Here is a 21,653-nt window from a genome sequence, read left to right on the forward strand (position 1 = left end):
TTCACGGCGATCTCGGTTCGGGGTCAGGTCGCAGTGCGCCGAGCGCGAGTCTGGCGTAGCGGCGCCACACGTCGGGGTCGCGGATGTCGTGACCGATCAGGGCTCGTGCGACTCCGGAGACCAGGATGTCGAGGTCGAGGCCGGTCGCGTCGGGACGCAGCGTGCCTTGGGAGCGGCCGAGCGCGAGAATGCTTTCCAGGTGGGCGGCGAGGCGTTCGTCGCCGATATCGTCGAAGCCGCTGAGCACGTCGACCATCAAGCGGTCCTGGGCGAGGCGGGCGGCGATCTGCTCGAGCAGGTCCTCGAGCGCGCCGTAGGCGTCGGCGCTCGCCGCGCGCACCGCGACGGCGCCGAGTTCGTGGAACCAGTCCAGGTGCGGGCGGGCCAGTGCCCGCACCAGATCCGCCTTGGTGGGAAAGCTGCGGTAGACGGTCCCCTTGCCGACACCCGCGCGCGCGGCGATCTCCGGAATCGTCGCCTCCAGACCGCGTTCGGTGAACACCTCGACGGCCGCCGCCAGGACGCGTTCCAGGTTCTGTCGCGCGTCGGCTCTGCGCGGCTGCGCGCCCGCGGCGGCCCGCGTCGCTAGGTCAGACTCCGTATCCGATGTCGCCATGGTGACCATCGTGCCGTGTCCGAAGCCATTGATACAGGTCACATACCGAGACGGGGTGTGAGTGCCGTCTCATCGACCCCCCGATCGTGAGTTCGTTCACCAATCGCCTTCTGAAGAGGGCTTATCGGCGCACCCGACCCTACACTCGCGAATATCCGGACTGTCGGGTCCGCTTATCCGCACCTTCGGGAGGAAGAACTATGGCATGGCAGCTGTTCCGGCTCGGCCGATGGTCGTTCGTCCACCGCAGGGCGGTCGCGGCCTGCTGGCTGCTCGTACTCGCCGTTGCGGGGCTCGGCGCGGCCACGCTGTCGGGTAAGACGAGCGACAAGTTCGAACTGTCCGGCATCGAGTCCACCCGGGCTTTCGCGCTGATCGAACAGCGCGCCCCGCAGGCATCCCCCGACGGCGCGACCGCGAGGGTGGTGTTCGAAGCCCCCGAGGGCCGTTCGCTGACCGAGCCCGGCTACCGCGACACCGTCACCGCCGCGCTGAACCGACTGCGGACCGACAACATCCAGACGGTCGCCGATCCGTACACCGCGGGCGCCCTGTCGCCGGACGGGCACGTCGGCTACGCGACCATCACCTACCGCGAGGTCGCCAACGAACTGACCGACGCGGACCGCGGCGCGCTGGAGGACGCCGCGCACGCCGCCGAAGCCGCGGGCGTGAACGTCGCCATCGGCGGCGACGCGCTGACCGAGACCGAGACCCCGATCGCCGAGGTGTTCGGCATCGGCATCGCCTTGATCGTGCTGGCCTTCACCTTCGGATCCCTGCTCGCGGCGGGCATGCCGCTGCTGACCGCCATCGTCGGGGTCGGCATCGGGCTGGTCTCCATCACCACCCTCACCGGTTTCGTCGAACTCAGTTCCGTCACACCGGCATTGGGCACCATGCTCGGTTTGGCCGTCGGCATCGACTACGCGCTGTTCATCATGTCGCGCTACCGCGCCGAGGTCCGCGCGGGCCGCACGCTGGAGGAGGCGGCGGGTCGCGCGGTCGGCACCGCGGGCTCGGCGGTGGTGTTCGCCGGCCTCACCGTGATCATCGCGCTGATCGGACTCGCCATCTGCGGCATCGGATTCCTCACGCAGATGGGCCTCGGCGGCGCGTTCACCGTCGGCATCGCCGTGCTGATCTCGCTCACCCTGCTGCCCGCACTACTCGGCTTCGCGGGCGAGAAGGTCGTGCGTGGCCGCACTCGCGCCACGTCGGGACAGCCGGGCGCCGGGGTGCGCACCCACGGCCGCCGTTGGATCGAATTCGTGTCGCGGCACCGGTGGGTCGCTCTGGTCGCGGGCGTTCTCGTCGCGGCCGTCGCCTCGATCCCGATCGCGTCCATGCAGCTCGCGCTGCCCGACGATGCGAGCAAACCCGCGGGCAGCGATGCGCGCGTCGCCTACGAGATGATCGCCGAGAACTTCGGCGCGGGCGCCAACGGTCCGCTCGTCGTCGTGGTCGACACCGCGGGGTCCGCCGATCCCGTCGCCGCCGTCGACACGGTCACCGCCGATCTGCGAAACCTCGCCGCCCGACCGGGTTCCGATATCGCCGCCGTGCTGCCCGCGGCCGCGAACGACAGCCCGCAAGCCAGGCAGGGCCTCGCCCAGCAGCTCGCGGCCGTGCGTTTCGCCACCATCACCGTGATCCCCGGCTCCGGCCCTTCGGATCAGGCGACCAAGGATCTCGTCGCCGAGATCCGCGCCACCGCCGCCGACCTGCCCGCCCGCACCGGGGCGCACGCCATGGTCACCGGGCAGACCGCCGTCGGCGTCGACATCTCGACCAAGCTCGCGCAGGTGTTCCCGCTCTACCTCGCGGTCGTGGTCGGACTCGCGATCTTCCTGCTGGTCGGGGTGTTCCGCTCGATCTGGGTGCCGATCAAGGCCGCCCTCGGCTTCCTGCTCTCGGTCGGCGTTTCCCTCGGCGCCACCGTCGCGGTCTTCCAATGGGGTTGGGCGCAGCAGCTTCTCGGCCTCGACACGACGAGTCCGGTGCTGTTCATCCTGCCGATCCTGCTCACCGGCATCCTGTTCGGACTCGCCATGGACTACGAGGTTTTCCTGGTGAGCCGGATGCGGGAGGCGTATGCGCACGGCACTCCCGCGCGCCGTGCCGTGCTCGACGGGTTCACGCACAGCGCCCGCGTGGTCGTTGCGGCCGCGATCATCATGGTCGGCGTCTTCGCCGGATTCGCCCTCACCGACGACGTCATCTTGAAGACCATCGGTTTCGCCCTCGCCGTCGGCGTACTCGCCGACGCTTTCCTCGTCCGCATGCTCATCGTCCCGGCGCTCATGCTGATCGTCGGCGAACGCATGTGGTTCCTGCCGAAGCGACTCGGCGCTCTCGTGCCGCCCTTCGATATCGAGGGCAGTGGACTGGCGCGTCGCCTGGACGCGCCGAGCGAGAGCGTCGCCGACCCGGTGACCGCGGGCCGCTGACACGCGAGCGGCCCGCCCACCTTCCCGGAGCGGAAAGCGGGCGGGCCGCCGGAGCACCACCGAAACGGCTATCCGCCGGATCCGGTGCCCGCCGACCCGGAAGCGGAGCCCGAACCGCCCGAGCCGGAGGCTGAACCCGAACCGCCGACGACGCCGATCGCGGGCAGGACGAGGGCGCACTGCACCGGCTCGGCGTGCGCCGGGTCGAGTGCGTTGAGGACCAGGCTCGCGGCGCCGGGATCGGAATTGATGGAGAGGTGGTCGGCGTAGTCCTGCGGGCAGTAGTCCTGGACCACATGGTTGACCGCGCCGGGCTCGTTGACGATGCCCGAGGTGTAAGGAACGATCACCTCGTCGTAGCGGGTGACGATCTGGGTGTAGGCGACACCGGGAACGGTGATGCCGCCCTCGTTGAGTTGGCGGATGAAGTCCGAGGTGGCGGAGAACTGGAACGGTGCGGGCACGTCCGCGGAACCGGTGCTCGACCCGGTGTTGGCCAGCTCTTCGCCGCCGATGCCGTGCACCGCGGGCGAGAGCCCGATCATCTTCGAGACCTTGCTCGCCCCGCCGTCGCGCTTGAGATACCAGTAGGGCATGGTCGCGCCCTCGGAGTGGCCGACGATGGCGACCTTCGGCGCGCCCGTCGCCTGGCGAACCCGGTCCACGAACGCGTCGAGGGTCTTCGAACTGGTCTGCATCGAGGTGAGACCGCCGATGTTCCCGTTCGGGTCGCCGTCGGCGCTGCCGTAGGTGAGCGCGAACACGCAGTAGCCGTTGTTGGCCAGCAGCGGGCCGTAGGTCTGCCAGTTGTCGACCCGGTTGGCCATCAGGCCGTGCACCAACACCACCGGCTCGGGATGCTCGGCCGAAGGACGGCATCCCCAGTTGTTCGTGCCGGGCGGGCTCGCGCCGCCGCCCTGCAGCGCGCCGAGGACGGCGTCGATGATGAAGTTCTGCGGCACGGGCAAAGGAGTCGCGGGCGCCGGATCGGCTTGCGCTGTCGCCGACATCCCTCCTTGAACCAGCGCGGCCGCGACGGCCAACGCCGCCACTCCCGACCGCCGCACCCGTGTCTTTCTCGGATCTTTCATGCTGAGGACTATGTGTCACCCGGCGTCGTAGGTCGACGACTTCGGGGACCATTCGGGAACAATCACACCGTCGGTAGGCAAACGCGTTGCTGGATACAAATGCGCGCACGAGAAAAAGCCGCTTGCCGGAACGGCGCTGTGCGGCTTTTCCGCGCCGCACGGAATTATTCGGCGAACAGCCCCGATCCCCAGTAGTCGTCGGCGCCGAGTCCCGGCGGGCAGGCGAAGACCGCGGAGCCGACGTGTTTGATGTATTCGTTGAGCGCGTCGTTGCGCGCCAGAGCGTCCTGCATCGGCACGAATTGGGCGCGCGGGTCGCGGCAATAGGCGATGAAGAACAATCCGGCGTCGAGGTGTCCGAACCCGTCGGAGCCGTCGGTGAAGTTGTAGCCGCGCCGCAGGATCTGGATGCCGCCCAACTCCTCGCGCGAGGCGAGCCGCACATGCGCGTCGCGGTCGACCAGCGGACCCGAAGGTCCGGCCGATTGCAGGTCGAGGTCGTCGAATTCGTCGGCGCCACCCAAAGGAGCGCCGCTGCCCTTGGCGCGGCCGATGACGCGTTGCTGCTCGTGCAGGCTCGTGCGGTCCCACGGTTCGACCAACATGCGGATGCGGCGGGTCACCAGATAGGAACCGCCGCCCATCCACGCCTGGCCGTCGGCCGGATCGGCCCACACGAATTTCTCGACCGCCGCGTGGTCCTCGGCCTTGATATTGCGGGTGCCGTCCTTGAAGCCGAGCAGATTGCGCGGTGTCACCTGACTCGTCGAGGTCGACGAGGTGCGCCCGAATCCGAGCTGGGACCACCGCACCGACACCGCGCCGAACCCGACCCGCGCGAGATTGCGGACCGCGTGCACCGCGACCTGCGGATCGTCGGCGCACGCCTGGATGGCGATGTCGCCGCCGCCGCGCGCGGGGTCGAGGGCGTCGCCGGTGAACTTCGGCAGGTCGGCCAACGCCGCGGGTCTGCGGGCGGCGATGCCGAACCGGTCGCGCCCGTCGGCTGTGGTGAACAGCGAAGGGCCGAATCCGATGGTCAGCGTCAAGCGCGACGGCGAAAGGTCGAGCGCCTCACCGGTATCGGTGGGCGGGTTGTAGGCGCCCGCGCCCACCGCGCCGTCGGCGACGGCCTCGCCGCCGGTGGTCATCCGCTCCGCCATCAGCGTCCAGGTCCGCAGCAGGTCGACCAGTTCGGCGCGAGAGTCGGTGTGCACGTCGAACGCCGCGAAATGCAGCCGGTCCTGCACCGCGGTCGTGATGCCCGCCTGGTGGGCGCCGCGGAAGGGCACGGTCTCCGGCTGCGCCGATGCCGCGTGCGCGGTGACCCGACCGGCCAGCACGCCCGCGCCCGCGGCGACGACGCCGACCCCGGCCGAGCCGATCAGTCCGCGCCGGGAGATCCCGCCGAGGACCGAACGGTCATCCTCGCTACGATCCCGCGACAACGCCCTGCACCTGACTCACTACGGCCGAGAGCGCGTCGATTCGACGCGACAGCGCACCCCGCTGCTCCTCGGTGACCTTGTCGTACCCGATGTGGCCGTCACCCTGCCGGTACTTCGCGAGTTCACCGTCGAGTTCGGCGAATCGGCGATCGATCTGGGCGCCGAGTTCGGCGCGACGTTCGTCCACGATCGGGCGCACGCTGGCGATCGCGGCCTGCGAACCGTCGACATTGGCCTGGAAATCCCACAGGTCGGTGTGCGAGAAGGTGTCTTCTTCGCCGGTGATCTTCGTGCGCGCGATCTCGTCGAGCAGCGTCTGCGCGCCGCCCGCGACCTGGACCGGGTCCACCTCGTAGTCCGCCGCGCCGACGCCCGCCGCCAATTCCGCGATGTCGGCGAGCAATTGATCGGCGATGCGGTTGGTGTCGGGTTGTAGACCCTGTGCCCACAGATCCTTTTCCAACCGATGGAATCCCGTCCACCGGTCACCGGGGGCGAGATCGGCTTCGCGCAGGTCCAAGCGCGGATCGAGATCGTCGGGGAAGCTCTCGGCCACCGGCTCGATGCGTTCGTAATAGGTGCGGGTCAGCGGATACTGCTTCTTCGCGGACTCCACGTCTCCGGACTCGATCGCCGCGACGAACGATTTCGCGGTCTCCTGCAATGCCGCGACCTGGCTGACGATATAGCGCCGGTATCCGGTGGCCGCCTCGGCCAGCTTGCCCGACTGGTCGCGCGCCACCGCCTGACCGGTGACGGTGAAATCGTGGCGGATGCCGTCGCCGACCATGCCCGGTTTGCACGCGGTCTGGTACGTGCCCGGATCGGAAACCGACACGATCAGCTTGCGGGTGAGACCGGGACCGATGTTCTCCACCTCACCGATCACCCGGTCGCCGGCGCCGTAGACGTAGAACTCGGTGACCTTCGTGCCGTTGTTGGTGATCGAGAATGTCACCGTCCCGGTTTCGGCCGACGTGTTCGCCACCACGCACTGGGAATCGTCGGTGGTCACCGCGATCTCACCGGCCGCCGAATCGGATTTGCTCGTACACGCCACGAGCGCCAAAGGCACCGTCACCGCCACCGCGACGGGAAGTATGGAAAAACGCACGAAGATCGAACCTTTCGTTCACGACGGCGAGGCCGCGGTCGTTGTCGGAGCTTGTCCCCCGCCTCGGGTCACGGCAGGCGTCGGTCGCAGGAACAATGCGAGCACCGCCACGAGATAGACCGTCCACGCGATCACCTGGAGAATCGTGGGGTCCGCCCGAAAATTGAAGATGCCCTGCGCGACGGTGCCGTACCAGCTCGACATCGAGAACCACGACGAGATGTCGAACGCGTGCCGCGACAGCCCCGGCAACCAGTCCGCGGTCTGCAAGGCGCGCACGCCGTAGGCGAGGATGCCCGCCGCGACCACGATCAACAGGATGCCGGTGTACCGGAAGAAGACCGCGAGATCGACGCGCACCGCACCGAAATACATCGCCACCGTCAGCACGGCCGCCACCGCGATCCCGACCAGCAGGCCGACCAGCGGCCATTGACTGCCCGAGGCGTTCTCCGCGTAACCCACCATCAGCAGCGCGGTCTCGACCCCTTCGCGACCGACCGCCAGGAATGCCAGCGTCACCACCGCCGCCGGGCCGACGCTGAGCGCGTGGGTCAAGCCTGCTCGCAACTCCCCCGAGATCGACCGCGCGGCCGCGCGCATCCACAGCACCATCCACGTGACGATCACCACGGCTGCCAGCGAGGCCAGGCCCGCGATCAATTCCGCCGCCACTCCGGTGACCGTCGAGGTGCCGTAGTGAATGGCGACGAAGACCGCGGCCACCATTGCCAGCGCGCCGCCGACCCCCGCCGCGACCCACTTCAACGCGTCCTGACGCTGCGATTTCACCAGGAAGGCGACCAGGATCATCACCACGATCCCGGTTTCGAGGCCCTCCCGCACGCCGATCAGGCCGCTGCCGAACAACTGGGCGGCCACCGACGGCGCATCGGAGGCGAACACACGATCAGTCACATCCACTCCCGAGCCGACTACGCCTACACCAGCTTCGGTAAGGCAAACCTAGTCTGACATACGATCGGCGGAAAAAAGACCTCGCCATCGATGCGAATGTCTCGGGATTCGGTGACTGTCGGCCCTGTCACGCGGCGACGCGCCGGGCGGCGTCCGGTTCGCCTATGTCGTCGGGAGCGCTTTCCTCGGTCGGATCCGACGCGGGTCGACGCCCTCGCGCTGGAATCCGGCCACCGCGGCCGGGTCGTAGCGCCAGGTGAGGGGGGCCAGTCGTTCCCAGGCGGGGCCGATCGCGCGGACGGCGGCGCAGAATCGGCGGTAGCGGCGGTCCTTGCGGTCGGTCCACGGGATGCCGAGTCGGTCGCGCAGGGCGGGGTCGAGTCCGCCCGCGCCGAGGAATGCGGCGACGGTGTCGAGGGCGGGGGCGAAGATTTTCGTCCAGAGGGGTTTCGGGACGGCGCGGGGGCGGGGTACGGCACGGCTGATGCCCTTGGTGATGTAGCCGACGGTGTAGCGCGCGACCTTCGTGTGCCCGACCAGATCCTCGGCGACCACCCGCCGCCAGTATTCCTCGAACTCGCGATAGGTGGCGGGCGTGCCGGTGGCGTCCATGCCGTAGAGGCTGTACCAGTCCCGCGATTCCTGGAACAGTTGTTCCTTCTCGTCGTCGGAGAGCGGGCGGATGAATCGTTCGCAGGTGAGGAAGAGGACGTCGAGAAAGGTCGCGTGCGCCCAGTAGAAGGTTTCGGGATCGAGTCCGCTGTACGGTTGGCCGTCGAATTTCGAACCGTCGGCCATGGTGCCGCGCAACGGTTTGTGGAAATTGCGGATCTGCACGCCGGTAGTGGCGCCGTCGTCGCCGTAGACCACGCGCATGATGCGCGGAACAGATCGCCGCACTCGCGCGAACAGATCGGTGAAGATCACCGAGTGGTCCGAAACCGCTTGGCCGAGTTGCGGATACATGTTCTCGGTGGTTCCGGCGCGGCCGATCAGCAGGAGCGACCGCCTGTCGCCGAAGTACTTCCAGGTCAACGAATCCGGAGGCACCGGGCGCTGAATTCGTTGTCGCGCAGCGAGACTGGCGTCGCCATCGCGAGCCTGCGGGGGCGGTACGGCGTGCTCTCGCTCGATCGACATGGCCACGACCCTTCTCGATGCGCTGTCGCTCCGAAGTATACGAGTCGATGAAACAGATACACAATAGTGTGTCAACGTTTCAGTGCGAGATACTCAGCTACCAGACCAGTTTCGCGAGGAACTTCTCGCCGAATTCGGTCACGGCTCGCTCGTCGGCGAAATCGATGACCGGCGAGGGCGCCTGGATCAGCGAGGTGCACAGGCGCACCAGCAGTTCGGCGGCGACGCGCAGGTCGCCGTCGGGCATGGTGGCGCCCGCCGCGCGCAAGGCGTCGGCGACACCGGTCGAGATGGTGTCGAGGACCACCGCCATATCGGGGCCGAGGAATCCGAAGATGCTGCCCGCGAGATCGGTATCGCTGGTCATGATGCGGCGCAGCAGCGGACTTGCGTCGACCTCGGCGACCGCGACGCGGAACGCCTCGACGATCGCGTCCGTCGGTGGCATGCCGTCGATGCGCGCGACGATCCGGCGCCCGATCGAGGTGGAGGTCTGGCGCAGCACCGCGGTCAGCAGCTCCTCCTTGTTGGGGAAACGGCGGTAGAGCGTGCTGCGGCTGACCCCCGCGCGGCGCGCGACCAGGTCCATGTTCGCGCGCCGGATGCCGACATCGGCGAATTCGTGTGCGGCGGCGTCGACGAGGACTCGCTCCTGTTCCGAGGGGGTGGCGTCGGTGCGCATGCGAGTGCCTGCCATCAGCCGAATCCTACGGAACGCACACGGGGCGGGTGCGGATCGGGCGTCACAGCGGGGTGAAACGGGCGGGCAGTCCGCGTTTGGGGTCGCCGAGGGTTCGCGGGTCGACCTTCCATTCGTAGTCGCTCGGCACCGTCCACTCGTTGTGGCGCAGCAGGTGGTGCATCATCGTCTTGATCTCCAACTGCGCGAAGTGGAGTCCGATGCATTTGTGCACTCCCCCGCCGAACGGGAACCAGGCGAATCGGTGGGCGCGGTCCTCGGCGCGGTCCTCGGTGAAGCGGTCGGGATCGAAGCGCGTCGGGTCATGCCAGACCGCGGGGTTCTCGTGCACGGCGTCGGGGGCGATGAGGATCAGCGTCCCTTTCGGCACGTAATAGCCCGCCAGATCGGTGTCTTCGAGCGCCGCGCGCGACAGTACCGGCACCGGCGCGTTCAACCGCAGCGATTCCTTGAGCACGCGGTCGAGGCAGCGCAGTTCGGAGAGCGTGTCGTAGCCGAGTTCGGCGGACAGCGAAAGGGATTCGGCTCGCGCGCGGCGCTGCCATTCGGGATTCTTGGCCAGGTGGTAGGCCATGGTCGACAGCGCGGTGGCCGAGGTGTCGTGGGCGGCGAACAGCAGGAAGATCATGTGGTCGATGATCTGCTCGTCGGTGAATCGGTCGCCGTCCTCGGCGCTGGCATGGCACAGGATCGAGAACAGGTCGGGGGTCTCGCGGCCGCGTTTGGCAGGCAGATGTTCGCGGAAGAAGGCTTCGAGCACCGCCCGCCCCTTCGCGGCTCTGCGGTACGCGCCGCCGGGCAGGTTGCGCCTGACCAGCGCGGTGGTGCCCGCGAGGCAGTCCAGGAATGCCGCGTTGACGCGGTCGGCCTCGGCGCGCGACAGTCGGACCCCGAGGAATACCTCGAGGGCGAGGTCGAGAATGATCGCCTTGAATTCGTCGGCCAGGCGCAGTTCGCCGGTGGGCAGGTTCTCGACGCGGCGTTCGACCATCGGCTGCATTCGCTGCAGGTAGCCCTTGAGGTTGTTGGCGCTGAACGCCTGCTGGAACAGCAACCGATGCCTGCGGTGCGGTTCGCCGTCCATGAGCAGCAGGCCGCGTTTGAAGGCGACGCCGATCATGAAGTCCCAGGCGGGTTCGTTCGCGAAGATCTTGTCCCGGTTCATGATCGCCGGTTCCGCGGTGTCCGGCGTCATGGGCAGCACGCAGGTACGGCCGAAGAAGTTCTGGTAGGTGATGTCGCCGAAGCGCTCGCGGCGACGCCGGGTGGCGGCCTTGCGGTCGATCGCGCTGATCGCCATGTCGACGAATCCGGGCGCGCCGGTGCCGTAGATCGGCTTCAGTCCTGATCCTTCGGGTACGGCACACATCCGCTTGGCCATCGCGGCGCTCCATCCTCCGGGTTCCATCGCGTCCACGACACGAATGGAACGAATAATCGATAATGTATCACTGTTCCACAAACCGAAGCGGCGGCTCGGCGAGATCACCTGCCCCGGTGCACCATCGACCGCGCGATCAACTCGACGGTGACCGCGACCGCGCACGCCTGCGACAGCAGCAACCCGATCAATACCAGCATCTGCACGGCAGCCGCCTCAGCCGCCGATCCACTGGCGAGCAACACGCCGACGAACGCTCCTGGCAATGCCACCACACCGACCGTGCGCGTCTGATCGACACCGGGCAACAACGCGTCACCCGCGGTCGGCCGCACGACCTCGAGACGCGCCTCCCGATCGGTGAACCCCAGACTCAGCGCCGCCTCGACCTCACCCCACCGCTGCTCCACCGCGTCGAGCCCGCGCCGCGCCGCCAACGAGGTCGCCGTCATCGTCCCGCCGAGCACGATCCCGCCGACCGGCACCACCGCGACCCCCGTCGGCGGCACCACCGCGCTGAACAACATCAGCGGCAACACCACACCGACACCGGCGCCGATGGCCATCGCCAACCACCCCGAGGACCATCCGGCCGACGCCCGCCGCGCCGAAGTCAGCACCGCCGCGACGAACATGACCGCGAGTACGAGCAAGGACGACCACAGCCGCGTCAGCGCGGCGGCGAGTACCAACGCGACGAGCCCGAGCTGCACGGCTCCTCTGATCGCCGCCTTCGGCGCCACCGATGCCGCACCCAGGCCCGCCACTCGATACAGCAGCGCCGCACCCGCCACCATGACGACACACAGCACCGCCAACGCGACTCCCGGCCGAACCGCAGAATCCATCCGCTCCCACGCCCTTCTCGATCGGCGCCGCGGCCCACCTCGGATTCCAGGATCGAGGTCGACGACGCGGTCGCTACGCACCACGTAATCACCGTGGGACACCCTGCCGCACCGGACACCCGCCGCGGCGATATCTCGACGGAATCCGGCATGTGCCCGCGAAATCGGAGCGGCCCGCACCATGTGCCGACGACACGTTCGCGCCATTCGTCGAGCCGAAGGTCGGATCACGACGCCGCCGAGCGTCGAAGATGCTCGTTTCGAGGTGCGGTACGGAATAGGATCCGGCGATGGAGCTCGACGAGTACATGTCGCTGGACGCCACCGCCATGGCCGAATCGGTGGCGCGGGGCGAAGTGAAGCCCGCCGAGTTGCTCGCGCTGGCGCGGCGGCGGGCCGATGCCGTCGACCCGACGCTCAACGCGATCGTGCGCAGGCTCGACGAGGCCGCCGACGCGCAGGTCGCCCGCGACGACCTGGCCGGGCCGTTCGCCGGGGTTCCGTTCCTCATCAAGGACCTGCAGCAGGAGTACGCGGGCTTCCCGACCACCTCGGGGTCGCGGTCGCTGGCCGGGGAGATCGCCGCCGAGCACAGTCTGCTGGTGCGGCGCTTCCTCGACGCGGGGCTGGTGATCTTCGGGAAGACCAATACGCCCGAATTCGGCGGGAAGGGCGTCACCGAACCGGACTTCTGGGGGCCGACGCGCAATCCGTGGAATATCGCGCACACGCCGGGCGGGTCGTCCGGCGGGTCGGGGGCCGCGGTGGCCGCGGGCATCGTGCCCGCCGCCGGGGCCAACGACGGTGGCGGGTCCATCCGCATACCGGCCGCCTGCAACGGGCTGGTCGGACTGAAGGCCGGGCGCGGGCTCACACCGTACGGGCCGCAGATCGGCGAACCGATGTTCGGCATGGTGACCCAGGGCGTGGTGTCGCGGACCGTTCGCGACAGCGCGGCGCTCTACGACGCGATCATCGGCGAGAACCCGCGCGCGGCCTACCGGGCCGCACTGCCGTCGCGGCCGTTCGCCGAGCAGATCACCGACGCTCCCGGCCGCGCGCGGATCGGCTACTCCTACGCGTCGGCGATCAACGCGCGCCCGGACCGGGAGGCGATAGCAGCGGTCGAGAGCGCCGCGGCGCTGCTCACCGAACTCGGTCACCACGTCGACGAGGTCCGACCGCCCTACGACGACGAGGCGTTGGCGCGCGACTTCCTGACGATCTGGTTCGCGAGCCTCTACGGCGACACCGTCGCGATCAAACGACGGACGGGTGCGCGCGACAGCGACTTCGAGGCCGACACCCTCGCGGTCGCCGAACTCGGGCGGGCCGCCGGAGTCGGGGCGCTGCTCACCTCGCTCGGGAACGTCAACGACTACATCCAGTCGCTGGCGACCTTCCACGAGAGTTACGACTATTTCCTCACTCCAACGCTCGCCACCCCGCCGCTGCCGGTCGGCGCCACCGCCACCGCGGGGCACCTGCGCGTCGCGTCCCGGATCGTCAGCCGACTGCGCGGCGGAAAAGTGCTGGCGGCCAGCGGAATACTCGAACAGCTCATCGCCGACAGCCTCGGCTGGGTGCCTTACACCCAACTCGCCAATCTGACCGGCAGACCCGCGATCAGTGTGCCGCTGCACTGGACCGAGGCCGGGTTGCCACTGGGCGTGCAGTTCGTCGGGCGGCTCGGGGCCGAAGGCGATCTCCTTCGACTCGCCGCGCAGTTGGAACAGGCTCGCCCATGGGCGCACCGGCATCCGGCTCCGATCCGCTAGCCAGTTCCAAATCCACTACGGAACAGTTGGTTTTCCAAGACACCGATGGTAATCGACGTCGCACACTCAGCATTCGCGATGCCCGCCCCGCGTCCGTGATGTCCCGCCGACATTCACGACGCCGGGCCCACATTCGCAACGCCCGTCCCGTATTCGTAAGGACCGGCCCGCATTCGTGACGCCACCGCGTCCGTGACGCCCGCCCGACGTTCACGACGGCCTGTCCGGCGTCCCGAGCTCCGGCCGTCGCAGACGCGCTACGGCGCGCCTCCTCCGGAGCGTCGTGAGCTCGCGGCCGCAGCGGATTCCGCGATACCCGGCTCGGGCGCGACCTTCGCCGCGAGCAGAATCCGGCGCGGATCGACCGCACGCCCGATCGCGACGCCGCCACCTTCTCAGACGGTGGCATCCGCAAACGAGCCGCTTCCGACCGGCGCATCGGCGCCACGGGGCGCGCATCCGCGACACGCGGTGTGAACGAAGGTTGTGTCAAACCACAGCGCCCGCGCGATCGTCCGTGAATGTCCATAAAGATCAACTGTGGGGACGCCTATCGCGCCGACGCGCACTAGTGTGGCGTCGGCCGCTCGGAACATGCGGTGCCCCAACGCATTCAGTGACGAGACAGTTTCGGGGGAGTTTCTGGGCCACGAGGACTGTTCATCGATCACCGGAGGAATGCGGAATGAAGGAACGACACGCGCGGATCGGTCGCGCGCGGTCGCTGCGCAGGTTGATGGTCACCACGGCGGCAGGCTGCCTGCTACTGACGGGCATGCCGCACGCCGCGGCGGATCCGTCACCGCCGTCGGATCTGCAACAGTGGATAGACGATGTGATCCCCGCACTGCCCGCCCCCGCGGCGCCCGCGCCGCCGACGGCGGCGGATCTGTCGCCGGAACTGTCCGGGTTGTGGCGTGCGGTCCAGCCGTCGCCCACCGGTGATCCGATCTTCGACACGTGGCCGCAACGGTTGGACGAGTTCGCCCCCGGCGACATCGTCGAACAGCGGGACGTGACCGCGACGGCGGCCCAATCGCTTCCGACCCTGGTCGGTCACGCGCGGCTGCTGAAGTACCGGTCGACGTCCGCGAACGGCGAACCTTCCTACGGCACATCGACATTGGTGGTCCCGCCGAATCCGTGGACCGGCGCGGGAACTCGTCCGGTGCTGATCGACGCACTGCCGATCAACTCCCTCGGCCTGCGGTGCACGCCCAGTTACGCACTGGCGCACGGGATCCTGTCGCGGAGCAACATCACCGACGTACTGCCGCCGACCACGGCGTGGGCGCTGAGCCAGGGTTACGCGGTGCTGATCCCGGATCACGAAGGCCCGTTCATGTCCTACGCCGAACCGAATGTGGCCGGTCACGTGATCCTCGACGGCATCCGCGCCGTAAGGTCGCTGCCCGCAGCGGAATTCGGGGAGAGCCGGTTCGCGGTCGGCGGCTACTCCGGCGGCGCCATCGCCTCCTACGCCACGGCCATGCTGCTCGACGAGTACGCGCCCGAACTCGCGGACGTACTGGTCGGCGCGAGCACCGGGGGGCTCATCGAGAACAACCGGGTCGTCGCGAACCGGTTCAACGGCAATTTCGCCTCCGGCGTCCTGCTGGTCGTGGTGCTCGCGATGGCGCGTGAGCATCCCGAAATCCTCGGATACGCCAATAATCTCGCGCTGTGGGTGGCGTCCTCGCCCATCAAGGACGCGTGCGGCGAGGTGGACGGTCCGCTCGGCGTGGTCGGATTGCCGCTCGACATCGCCGCCAACATCTCCGCCCCGCTCACCAGCGATATCGCTGAGGAGATCCTCGCGCGCACCGACCTCGGCGACCGCAGGTCCTCGGTGCCGATGTACATCTATCACGCGGCCCACGATCTGTGGATTCCCTTCGAAGGCAGTCAGGACCTGTACCGACGCCAATGCGCGAGCGGCGCCACGGCGGTGTTCCGCAGTGAACCCGGCGAGCACATCATCGGCCTGGCCACCGGATTCCCCGGTTCGATCGCCTGGCTCGACGCCCGCCTGCGCGGCGAACCCGCGCCCAACGAATGCGGGGCGCACCGCTAGTTCGAACAGAACCTGTTCTTGCCCAACCTGTTCGTGTTCAGGACTCGAAGAGCAGGTAGAGGCCGGTGAAGGTGAAGGCGACCATGGTGAGCATCAGGGCGAGCTGGCCGGTGCGGCGGTGGGCGGGGGGAAGTAGGCGCAGGCAGCGGTCGTGGGCGGCGGCCACGCCGAGAATGTGGCCGAGCAGTACCGCCGCCACCTTCACCGTGCCGAGTGCGGCGGGGTGGGTGGACAGCAGGTAGGAGACTTCGCGGTCGGCGAGGCCCGCGAGGTTCCAGCCGCGGTGGAACGGGTCGGCGAACAGGACAGCGGTGGCCTGGCCCTTCTCCAGCAGGAATGTGAGGTAGTGGGCGACGAGGTAGCCTGCCACGATGGGGGTGAGGCTGGGTGCCAGCAGCACCGGGAGTCGGGCGCGTTCGGACGCGGTGACGCCGCCGGTGGCGCGGGACGCGAGGGTGAACGCGCCGCCCACCACGACGATGAAGCCGAGCAGGCCCGCCGTGCGCAGGAGTACGGGGAAGGGATCCGCGAGATCGGCTTGGAGTGCGCGCCAGGCGGGGAACGTCGAGAAGCTGTCGAAGGCGGTCGAGCCGAGCAGGGTGGCGGCGACGGCCACCGAACCGGCGACAGCCGGTGTGCCCGCGAGGTTGTCCAGCGGGGCGCGCAGTACGGGTTCGCCGGTGTCGCGGCGGCCGACGGGGCTCAGGCGCGCGAGCAGGCTGCTGTATACCTCGAGCGGATCGCCGTTCTCGCCCCAGGCGACGCCGAACACGATCAGGCCCGCCGTGGTGACGACGAGGTATCCCACGATCCAGGTGGTCACCGCCGCGACCGAACCCGGCTCCGGGTAGACGAGTTCGAGCCATACGAAAGAGAACAGGCCGACCACCGCGGGCCACCGGCCGAGCCCGGGTGGGTAGGCGAACAGGCTTTCGGTCACCCGGCGACCCGACAGCGCGCAGACGGCACGGTGCAGTGCGCGCGGCGGGGACACGATTTTCCAGACCGGGCCCACGAGCAGGGAGGCGATCATGACGCCGACCCAGACGTAGATGTAGAGCACGCCGGGCCCGGGATTGCGCGCCGAATCGTCGGCGCCGAGGAAGGCGATCGCGAGCACGAAGGCCGTGGCGGCGACACCCGCCGTCGCCAGGATCCGGCGCACGACCGGTGCGTCGACGACGGTCCGCAGCGGCGACGGGAGTGCGATACCCGGTGCGTCCGGGTCCAGTCGGGGTTCACGCCAGACGAACAGCAGGACCGCGAAGGAGAAGGTGAGCGCCCACGCCGCGCCGACCAGCGCGTACGACAGCGGGATCGGCAGGTCGCTCGCGCCGCCGATGCCGTGCGCCAGAACGGTCATGCGCGCACGAGCAGTGTCACCACGGTGCGGTCGGCGCGATGCAGTTCGACCTCGACCCGCCCCGGCACCGCCACGGTGAATTGAAAACGTTGCGCGGGTGCGGCCGCGACGCGAAAGGTGTGCTCGGGAGTGCCGTGCACGTGTATCTCGTCCTCGGTGTCGCTGTCCACGACGAGTTCCACGGGCTCACCGACCCGCGCGTCGCGGCGGGCATCGACGGGACGCACCGAACCGTCGGCGATGCGCACCTCGATCACGATCGCCGCGGCATCGCCGGATGCCGTGGTCGACGCCGGGCGCCCCGGATCGGCGGCGGCGCAGCCCGTCGCGAGCAGACCGGTCAGCAACACGGCCGCGAATCTGCTCATCGGCGGTCCTCGTCGGTGTCGGAGGTCTGCTCGTCATCGGTGCGACGGTCGCGCACGGCGAGGAACACGACGACTCCGACGACGAGCAGCGCGGGCAGGAACGCCGGAATCGCCAGCAGGATCGAATGATCGGCGAGGACGTCGACCTCGTCGGATGTCATGGCGCGGCGACCGGTTCCGCCGCCGCGTCGACGCGACGGTAACGCTGGTCTATCCGCGCCGCACCCCACGACAGCGCCCAGACGAGGGCGAGACTGCACGCGAGCACCACCAGCGAGGCCGCGCCGAACAGCCAGGCCGGATGGTCGAAGGACCTTTCCCGTTGCAGCACGGTGATCTCGGCGACGAACGGCCGCGTGAACGAGGACGACGCGGGCACTTCCGCGGCGCCGATGCCGGGATCGGCGGCCATGTAGATGGGCAGCGCGGTCTGGACCCGGCCGTCCTGCGCGCGCAGCACGGTCTTCCACGTCCCGTGCGCCGGAACGGGTTCGGTGGAGACGTAATGCCCCGCGCCGACGCGACGCAGGTGGTCGACGACGAGTCCGCGGCCGGGACTGTCGCCGCCGACGCCGCCCTGCCAGGACAGGATCTGGATCCATTCGGGGTCGCTGCCGACCAGGTCGTCGGGGGTGACCCTGATGTCGGCGAGCACCATGCGCCCGCCCGCGCTCGGCGCCGCGTCGGTGAGCGTGACGGTGGCCGTCGCGTTCTCCGGAACCCGGCTCGCCAATCCGTTGGCGGTGGCGGCGGCCACGATCACCACCGCGCCGACCACCAGCGCGCGCCGCACCGCCGGACGCGGCAGCGGCTCGCCGAGCAGTACCGTGGCGAGCAGCGCGCCGACGACGCCGCCCGCCACCGCGACCGGTATCGCCATGGCGAGCAGTTCCGGCCACATCGCCGCGGGCCACGGGTCGACGAACATCGCGTCGACCCACAGCGATTCGAGCCACAAGCCGACCGTCGCGACGCCGACACCGCACAGCGCGCCCCACCACAGCCGATTACGGACGATCGGCAGCAGGGCCAGCAGTTCCACGACGACGGCCGCACCCAGATACAGGGGGAAGACATTGCGCGGCGCGTCGATGATCGGCCCGCCGACGAGCACCGCGACCACGGTGCGCACCACCGCCGCGAAGGCGAAGACGACCAGCGTGCTACCCGCGCCGAGGGTGAGCCGGGCGGCGACCAGGGTGACCGCCGCCGCGGCCACCATCAGCATCGGCTGCAGCACGAGCCGGAATTGTTCGACGCCGAAGTCGAATTCGACCTGGAACACCGACAGCCCGATGAGCAGGCCGCCGAAGCCGAAGGCGCGGATCAGCCACATGAGCCTGCCGTCGCGACGTTCGGGTTCCGGCCGATTGCGCCTGCCTTCGAATTCCAGCAGCAGGACCCCGACCAGCGACAGTCCGGCGCCGCCGATGAGCATGAGGTGCGTCGGTCCCCAGAGGGTGACGTCCTGTCCGAATATCCGATGCCAGATGTCGTCGAGCGGGAATCCGATCAGCGCGTACAGCCCGGCGCCCGCGATCAGGATGCCGCCGACCGGTGCGTACCAGGTGCGAGTGATGCGCACGGCGGCGGCGCCCGGTTTCTCGTCGAGAGGCAGTACGATCGCCGACATCCCAGCGGTGAACAGGAAGAACAGTCCGATGAGGATGAAGTAGTGCGCCGGGTTCGCCAGCGGGCCGGAGTCGCGCCCGTTGCCGATGTGCAGGCTGACATCCCAGATGAAGCCGAGCAGCGCGGTCAGGATGGTCGCGAGGAACATCGCCAGCGGCAGCGCCACCCAGCCGGGCCGATTCACGACGCGGCCGAGGCGGTCGGCGAGGCGCCCGAGCCAGGTGATGCGCCGGGTCCGGTGCCGGTATCCGACCCACAGCAACACCGCGGCGATCAAGGTGGCGCCGCCGGTCATCACGGCGACCTGGTCCAGCGCCGCGCCACCGCCCGCGTCGCCCGCGGCGGCGAGCCAGTTGTCGTGCACGTCGTCGAGCACCGGAGACCTCCATCGCGAACGGCTTTACGTGTTACGCAAGGTATCACGAACCACCGCGTGCCGGATACGGCCTCGGATCCATCGCGCACGCCTCGGCGGCCGCCCGCATGAAAGCGGTACCCACCCGATCGGCCACCCAATCCGCGAACACCGAACAACCCCTCCGACCAGGCGATGCGACAGCGGTTTCGGGACATCGGCGAATTTCACGCATTCACCGAATAATTCTCCAATTTATTTGCCGCCAATAATGCCGTTCCCGAATCGGTCGAACTTCGCGAACGTGACCGACCACTCACGTATGCTTGCGCCGGGCAGACGGCTGTAGTACGGTCCAGACATCTGTCCAGGCTATTGTCTGGGATACAAATCACGGATGAGTTCGGATACGACTATGGTCTTGCTCAGGCGGATACGCCGAGCGCCCGCGAGGCGCCAGGCCGAGGATTTCACCTCGGTCCGATTTCTCGATGCCGCGACCGACCTCGGCCATGCGGTGGCGTAAGGACACGCCGCACACCTATAGCAGACGGCTACCAACCGTCGACACCGAAATGTTCCGCACGCCGTACTCGGCGGGGCCGGGTCGCCCGCCGACGATCGGGGACGCATGTCCGGTCCGTCGAATGACGAGCGTGGTCGGCCGAGATTCGACAGGGAGGTCGATGTGGCAACTGGGGTGACACCCGCGGCGGCGCTCGGACGGAATTTCTCCGATACCGTGCTGTCCAGCCTCGCCACACTGGGAAGGGCGCTGCGCATCGGCGCCCGCGCGCTGCGCATCGGCGCCGTCGATGCGCTGACATTGCGCTTCCAGATACATGAAAGTCTCACCCAGGCCTGGTTTCTCATCAAAGTCACGGCGGTGCCCGGAATTCTGATGGCCATTCCTTTCGGAATCATCCTGTCCGCGCAGGTCGGAAATATCGTGACCCAGCTCGGCGCGGATACGATGATCGGCGCCGCGGGCGGACTCGGGGTGATCAAACAGGGTGCGCCGATGGTGGCCGCGATGCTGCTCGGTGGCGCGGGAGCCGCCGCGATCGCCGCCGACCTCGGCGCACGCACGATCCGGGAGGAAGTCGACGCGATGCGCGTAATGGGCGTGGATCCGATTCAGCGCCTTGTGGTTCCGCGAATCGCGGCGATGATGCTGGTCGCGCCGCTGCTCAACATCCTGATCATCGTGGTCGGCATCGCGGCCGGATTCGCGGTGGCGGTGACCGCGCTCGACGTGACGCCGGGCAGCTACTGGGAATCGTTCGGCTCCTTCACCACCAGCCTCGACATCTGGGTATCGCTGATCAAATCGATGATCTTCGGGATGCTCGTTGTGGTGATCGCCTGCCAGCGCGGCATGGAGGCCAAGGGCGGACCGCGCGGCGTCGCCGACGGCGTCAACGCCGCGGTCGTCATGTCCATCGCCGCGGTCGTCGTCCTGAATACCGTTATCACACAGGTGGTCACCATGTTCTTCCCGGTGAGGATGGCGTGACCGCGGCGCCGTACGTCCCGGCGGGTCTACGCAGGCTGACGCGCTGGGGACGCGGGGCGCGTCCCCTCGGCCCCGTCGACTCCATCGGGTTCGTCCTCGGATTCTGTTGGCAGGTACTGTCTTCGATCCCATACACGCTCGCCCGCTACCGTCGCCAGACGATCATGGTCATCACCGATATGACCTGGGGTCGCGGCTCGATCATCATCGGCGGCGGCGTCGTGCCGCTGATGTTGCTGCTCGGCGCGGCGATGGGCGCCTCCATCGGCATCGAGGCGTACAGCGCGCTGAACCTGCTGTCCCTCGGCCAGCTCACCGGTCTCATCTCGGCATTCGGCATCACCCGCGAACTGGCGCCGATCGCTGCGGGCGTCGGATTCGCCGCGCAGGCCGGATGTCGCATGACCGCGGAGATCGGGTCCATGCGCATCTCCGAGGAGATCGACGCGCTGGAATCGCTTGGCATCCGTTCGGTGCCCTTCGTGGTGACCACCCGCGTGATCGCGGGAATCGTCGCCGTCGCACCGGCATTCGTGGTCGCGCTGATCCTGAGTTACATGTCGTGCGAGGTGATCGTGACGACCATTCACGGCACGCCGACCGGCACCTACGACCACTATTTCGACCAGTTCGTGCTGAGTTGGGATGTCCTCGCCTCGACGATCAAGGTCACCATCTTCGCGATCGCGGTCGTGCTGATCCACAGCTACCAGGGATTTTTCGCCACCGGCGGTCCCGAGGGCGTCGGCATCGGTTCCGGGCGCGCGATCCGGGCCAGCCTCGTCGCGATCATCACCCTCGACATGTTCGCCACCATCCTCCTGTGGGGTTTCCAGTCCCCCATCACGTTCACCGGGTGAG

Annotated in this window: 18 protein-coding genes; 5 read left to right on the plus strand and 13 right to left on the minus strand. The window is 68.5% G+C overall.

Features of this window, described 5'->3' with window-relative positions; translation table 11 throughout:
• Nucleotide 1: 1 nt before the first annotated feature.
• Nucleotides 2-616, minus strand: coding sequence for a TetR/AcrR family transcriptional regulator (locus tag IT779_RS10700; protein ID WP_196149068.1), 615 nt, complete (start codon nt 614-616; stop codon nt 2-4).
• Nucleotides 617-816: 200 nt separating this feature from the next.
• Between IT779_RS10700 and IT779_RS10705 the strand changes: the two genes are divergently transcribed.
• Nucleotides 817-3,066, plus strand: a complete 2,250-nt coding sequence (locus IT779_RS10705) for an MMPL family transporter (protein ID WP_196149069.1) — start codon at nt 817-819, stop codon at nt 3,064-3,066.
• A 68-nt stretch (nt 3,067-3,134) separates the two neighbouring features.
• On the opposite strand, the gene IT779_RS10710 is transcribed toward IT779_RS10705, so the two are convergent.
• From IT779_RS10710 to IT779_RS10745, 8 genes are all read right to left on the minus strand, one after another.
• The gene (locus IT779_RS10710; protein WP_196149070.1) at nt 3,135-4,157 is read right to left on the minus strand and encodes an esterase/lipase family protein; all 1,023 of its coding nucleotides are present in this window, start codon (nt 4,155-4,157) and stop codon (nt 3,135-3,137) included.
• 164 nt (nt 4,158-4,321) lie between these two features.
• Nucleotides 4,322-5,605 carry an iron uptake transporter deferrochelatase/peroxidase subunit gene (efeB, locus tag IT779_RS10715; RefSeq protein WP_196149071.1) on the minus strand — a complete coding sequence of 428 codons (1,284 nt, stop codon included), beginning with the start codon at nt 5,603-5,605 and terminating at the stop codon, nt 4,322-4,324.
• Nucleotides 5,589-6,719 carry an iron uptake system protein EfeO gene (efeO, locus tag IT779_RS10720; protein ID WP_196149072.1) on the minus strand — a complete coding sequence of 377 codons (1,131 nt, stop codon included), beginning with the start codon at nt 6,717-6,719 and terminating at the stop codon, nt 5,589-5,591. The genes efeB and efeO overlap by 17 nt, the downstream gene beginning before the upstream one ends.
• A gap of 18 nt (nt 6,720-6,737) precedes the next feature.
• Nucleotides 6,738-7,637 (minus strand): iron uptake transporter permease EfeU, encoded by a 900-nt coding sequence (efeU, locus tag IT779_RS10725; RefSeq protein ID WP_196149073.1) that lies wholly within the window; start codon nt 7,635-7,637, stop codon nt 6,738-6,740.
• Between the two features lie 162 nt (nt 7,638-7,799).
• Entirely contained in the window at nt 7,800-8,777 is a 978-nt protein-coding gene (locus IT779_RS10730; protein WP_196149074.1) for an oxygenase MpaB family protein, read from the minus strand.
• A gap of 97 nt (nt 8,778-8,874) precedes the next feature.
• Entirely contained in the window at nt 8,875-9,474 is a 600-nt protein-coding gene (locus IT779_RS10735) for a TetR/AcrR family transcriptional regulator (protein WP_196149075.1), read from the minus strand.
• 46 nt (nt 9,475-9,520) lie between these two features.
• Nucleotides 9,521-10,858, minus strand: a complete 1,338-nt coding sequence (locus tag IT779_RS10740; protein ID WP_196149076.1) for a cytochrome P450 — start codon at nt 10,856-10,858, stop codon at nt 9,521-9,523.
• Between the two features lie 104 nt (nt 10,859-10,962).
• Complete coding sequence (locus IT779_RS10745) at nt 10,963-11,706, minus strand: ABC transporter permease (protein ID WP_196149077.1); 744 nt, start codon at nt 11,704-11,706, stop codon at nt 10,963-10,965.
• Nucleotides 11,707-11,996: 290 nt separating this feature from the next.
• On the opposite strand from IT779_RS10745, the gene IT779_RS10750 reads away from it, so the two are divergent.
• Entirely contained in the window at nt 11,997-13,484 is a 1,488-nt protein-coding gene (locus IT779_RS10750; protein WP_196149078.1) for an amidase, read from the plus strand.
• Nucleotides 13,485-14,169: 685 nt separating this feature from the next.
• Nucleotides 14,170-15,558 (plus strand): lipase family protein, encoded by a 1,389-nt coding sequence (locus IT779_RS10755; RefSeq protein ID WP_196149079.1) that lies wholly within the window; start codon nt 14,170-14,172, stop codon nt 15,556-15,558.
• A 37-nt stretch (nt 15,559-15,595) separates the two neighbouring features.
• Here IT779_RS10755 and IT779_RS10760 read toward each other — a convergent pair whose 3' ends face one another.
• Genes IT779_RS10760 through IT779_RS10775 form a run of 4 tightly spaced genes read right to left on the minus strand, consistent with a single transcriptional unit; the run spans nt 15,596 to nt 19,216 of the window.
• Nucleotides 15,596-16,921 carry a hypothetical protein gene (locus tag IT779_RS10760; RefSeq protein ID WP_196149080.1) on the minus strand — a complete coding sequence of 442 codons (1,326 nt, stop codon included), beginning with the start codon at nt 16,919-16,921 and terminating at the stop codon, nt 15,596-15,598.
• Nucleotides 16,918-17,289 (minus strand): hypothetical protein, encoded by a 372-nt coding sequence (locus IT779_RS10765; protein WP_196149081.1) that lies wholly within the window; start codon nt 17,287-17,289, stop codon nt 16,918-16,920. The genes IT779_RS10760 and IT779_RS10765 overlap by 4 nt, the downstream gene beginning before the upstream one ends.
• Nucleotides 17,286-17,450 (minus strand): hypothetical protein, encoded by a 165-nt coding sequence (locus tag IT779_RS10770; protein WP_196149082.1) that lies wholly within the window; start codon nt 17,448-17,450, stop codon nt 17,286-17,288. The genes IT779_RS10765 and IT779_RS10770 overlap by 4 nt, the downstream gene beginning before the upstream one ends.
• Nucleotides 17,447-19,216: a hypothetical protein gene (locus IT779_RS10775; RefSeq protein WP_232541649.1), complete on the minus strand. Its 1,770-nt coding sequence runs from the start codon at nt 19,214-19,216 to the stop codon at nt 17,447-17,449. Before IT779_RS10775 ends, IT779_RS10770 begins: the two co-directional genes overlap by 4 nt.
• Nucleotides 19,217-19,964: 748 nt before the next feature.
• On the opposite strand from IT779_RS10775, the gene IT779_RS10780 reads away from it, so the two are divergent.
• Complete coding sequence (locus IT779_RS10780; RefSeq protein WP_332838740.1) at nt 19,965-20,792, plus strand: MlaE family ABC transporter permease; 828 nt, start codon at nt 19,965-19,967, stop codon at nt 20,790-20,792.
• Nucleotides 20,789-21,652: an ABC transporter permease gene (locus IT779_RS10785; RefSeq protein ID WP_196149084.1), complete on the plus strand. Its 864-nt coding sequence runs from the start codon at nt 20,789-20,791 to the stop codon at nt 21,650-21,652. The genes IT779_RS10780 and IT779_RS10785 overlap by 4 nt, the downstream gene beginning before the upstream one ends.
• Nucleotide 21,653: the final 1 nt, after the last annotated feature.

The sequence above is a fragment of the Nocardia bovistercoris genome, from assembly GCF_015674855.1.
Lineage (GTDB): Bacteria > Actinomycetota > Actinomycetes > Mycobacteriales > Mycobacteriaceae > Nocardia > Nocardia bovistercoris.